2 protein-coding genes are annotated in these 2,901 nt (G+C 44.4%); both read right to left on the reverse strand.

Translation table 11 applies throughout. The annotated features are described in order from the left end of the window. Positions 1 to 146: 146 nt before the first annotated feature. A complete protein-coding gene (locus BUC26_RS22315) occupies positions 147 to 788 on the reverse strand; it encodes a hypothetical protein (RefSeq protein WP_073379613.1) in 642 nt (213 codons plus the stop codon). Positions 789 to 1,065: 277 nt separating this feature from the next. Continuing rightward, positions 1,066 to 2,901, reverse strand: a 1,836-nt coding sequence (locus tag BUC26_RS22325; protein WP_143166144.1) for an RHS repeat domain-containing protein, incomplete at its 5' end; no start/stop codon positions are given.

The following is a 2,901-nucleotide window of genomic DNA, read 5'->3' on the forward strand; positions in this document are numbered from 1 at the left end:
CAAACGGATCGGCAAAGAGCGTGAGCTGGTAGAGGCCGTCCTCCTGCTGGTACCGCATCGGCACTGACTGACTTGTCGAAACAGCTCAGTTTTAATTTGACTCTGACCCCATTTATACAAAAGACTGTCTTATACAAAAGACTGTCTTAGTCTTTGGAGTGACTATCGATTATAAAAGCTTCAATGATCGTCTTATATTGTTGAAAAAGTTTGTTATCTTTTAATTCTACAGAAGGAGGTAGTACAACTTTATCAATTTCAATCGGATTTGATCCAATGATGTCAAAGAGGATAAAAAAATTTTCAGGATGTTTATTAATTAATTTTATCAATCTACGTTGATTCTTTGGATTGGTATTTCTTACCAGCGCTATTTCAATGTCTGCCAGGAAAACATTGTTGCTCCAATTCGTCAGGATTAGATTTAGTTTCAGGCTATTATCATTCTCTTCAGACTCCCAGCTGTAGAGATACGATATTTCTGGCTTATTATCCTTAGTAACTGAGTGTTGTTTTCCATACCATTGTGGCTTTGTGCCAGTATTTTCAAACCTATTAGCTGGTGAATACCAACCATTATTTGTGAAAAATTCGTTATAAAAATCTAGCACTTCTTGTGGATGATTGATCTTAGTTGAGTATCTTAATTCTGATAAAATAAAAATACCATTGTCTTTTCTAACAACGTTCTCTGCAATTGGAAGAGTTGGTACTTTGAAGCTAAGATTAGTTTCACCGCTTACTTTTACTGGTAAGCAAAGAAGCAACGCTACCAGGAGATATCTCATTACTTTTAGTCCTTTTTTTTAGAATATTAAGAATAAACTTATGAGAAAAAGTAGAATTGCGGTTAACTCTAAATAAAACCAACCTAAAGGTTCTCCATCTTCAAAACAGTACCAAGCGTATTGAAACAAAAATACCAGGTGTTGAGGACCTGCTATGAAGAGGTTGATATCTGAGAGTTTTTTCCTTTCTTGAATCTTTGGAAAAACATAATTTGTATGAATCCAATGAATAAGTGGAATTAGCAAAAGTACGAATATCGCTCCAATTATCTTCATGCTAGTATATTTTCCCAAGATATGGGTCGTCATAATGTTTTATGGAACTAATAACCTCAACCTCTCCCCAAAAATAGCCGACAGAAAGATCGAAACCTTCTATATTTGATACCCGGTCATTTGTTCCTTTTAAACCACCCAATGTAATAGCACCACCGGATTTCCCCCATTTATGGAAGGCTATCCCTCCAGTATAGATAAATGAATCTCCAGCAACACGTGTTACATCAGATCCTCCTCCGATGAAATTGTCTGTAAATATTTCTATATTGTTAACTATGTGGGAGTAAGGAACACCTGCAGAGCAACCTTTTAATACTCCAGAAAATTCAATAGCATCAAATAATCGAAGAGAGCTTAATAATGATTCTTCGCTTTCTTCCATAGATATCACCATTCCATCAACAAATAAGGCGCCAAATCCTGCAAAAGGAGTAATCGTTTCTACTGAGTAATGAACCACATAGTTATACAATCCGAAAACATCTATGTTGTTTATTGGATCATTCTCCGAAATAGCAAAACTATTTTTACCACTGAGTGTGATCTTGTTTTTATCAAAAATCGTTTCTAATGTCTTACGTGCTGATTTATTTAATTCTGATATCACACCCTTGTATTTATAAATAAACCCGTTTTCCTCAATCGGATCCCTATTAACCCACCTACCAAGTTCAGGATCATAATATCTGTACCCATAGTAATACAACCCACTCAGCGCATCATAATACTTCGTCGAGAACCGAAACGGATTCTCAGCCGCTTTGCTTCCGGTAACCTGCACGGTATTCCCATAGGCATCGTACTCATAGGCGGCAACAAGCTTTCCCTTTCCATCCACCAGCTGCCCGACATTGCCGTTCGCGTCATACAGATAGTGTTGTTGATCTTCATCAGCCACCCGTACCAGCAACCCGCCGATACCGCCGGCACCCTGCAGCGTGTTGCTCAGATCAAGCCCCCAGACATACTGCACTGCTGTGTCGTCATCAAGATTCAGTTCAGCTATCAGGTTCCAGTCATCGTAGATAAAACCAGTTCGGGCGGTTTGCTGCCAGGTGTTATCCGTATAGGTGCTCACGGTTTTGAGCACCCGTCGTCCCCGGTAATCGTAGCTGAAGCGCAGCTTGCTGTCACCGGGGTGCGGCCGGGTCGGTTCCACGATGATCAAGCGGTTTTCACCGTTGAAGACATAGCGGGTTCCGGCGGCAGCGGTCTTCATTTCGGTCAGGTTGCCGTCCTGATCGTAGAACAGTTCGAGCGGCGACGGATCCGGCGGTGCCGTGATCGTTTCATATTGGTTGAGCGGGTTGGTCCGGTAGTCGTATGTGCTGCGGCCTGCAACAGCTTTTCTGCGGTTACCGATCGGGTCATAATCGTAGAACCGTTCCCGCTCGGGTAGCGGGGCGCTCTGATCGGTCAGGTCGTCTCCGGCGTAGCGTGCTGCCGTAGTCAGTTCATTGCGGTCGTTGTACCCGTACAGCGTAAACGCCGGGACTGGAAAGGCGCTGCCGGTGGTGGCCACGTTTATCCGCCGCCCGAGCCGGTCGTATCGGTATTCGTAGCGGGAGATCTCCTGATCATGGCTGGTGCTGGAGACCGCTGTCTTCAGGTCCCGCTGCGCTTCGTAGGCGTAGGTAACTGCGATAGCCCCCGACCGGTAGCCGGCGAGCAGATCGCTGCCCGCCAGATAGTCGTAGGTGGTCGTACCCCGATGGCTGTTGCTGGTCCAGTTGAGTGCTGCAAACCGGCCGGTTTGATCGTAGCGGTAGTCGACAGCGTATTCATCATCCAGGCTGATACCGGCGGGCCGGCCCAGATGGTCGTAGCGGCGCTT

It is taken from the genome of Desulfofustis glycolicus DSM 9705, from assembly GCF_900130015.1.
Classification (GTDB): Bacteria; Desulfobacterota; Desulfobulbia; order Desulfobulbales; family Desulfocapsaceae; genus Desulfofustis; species Desulfofustis glycolicus.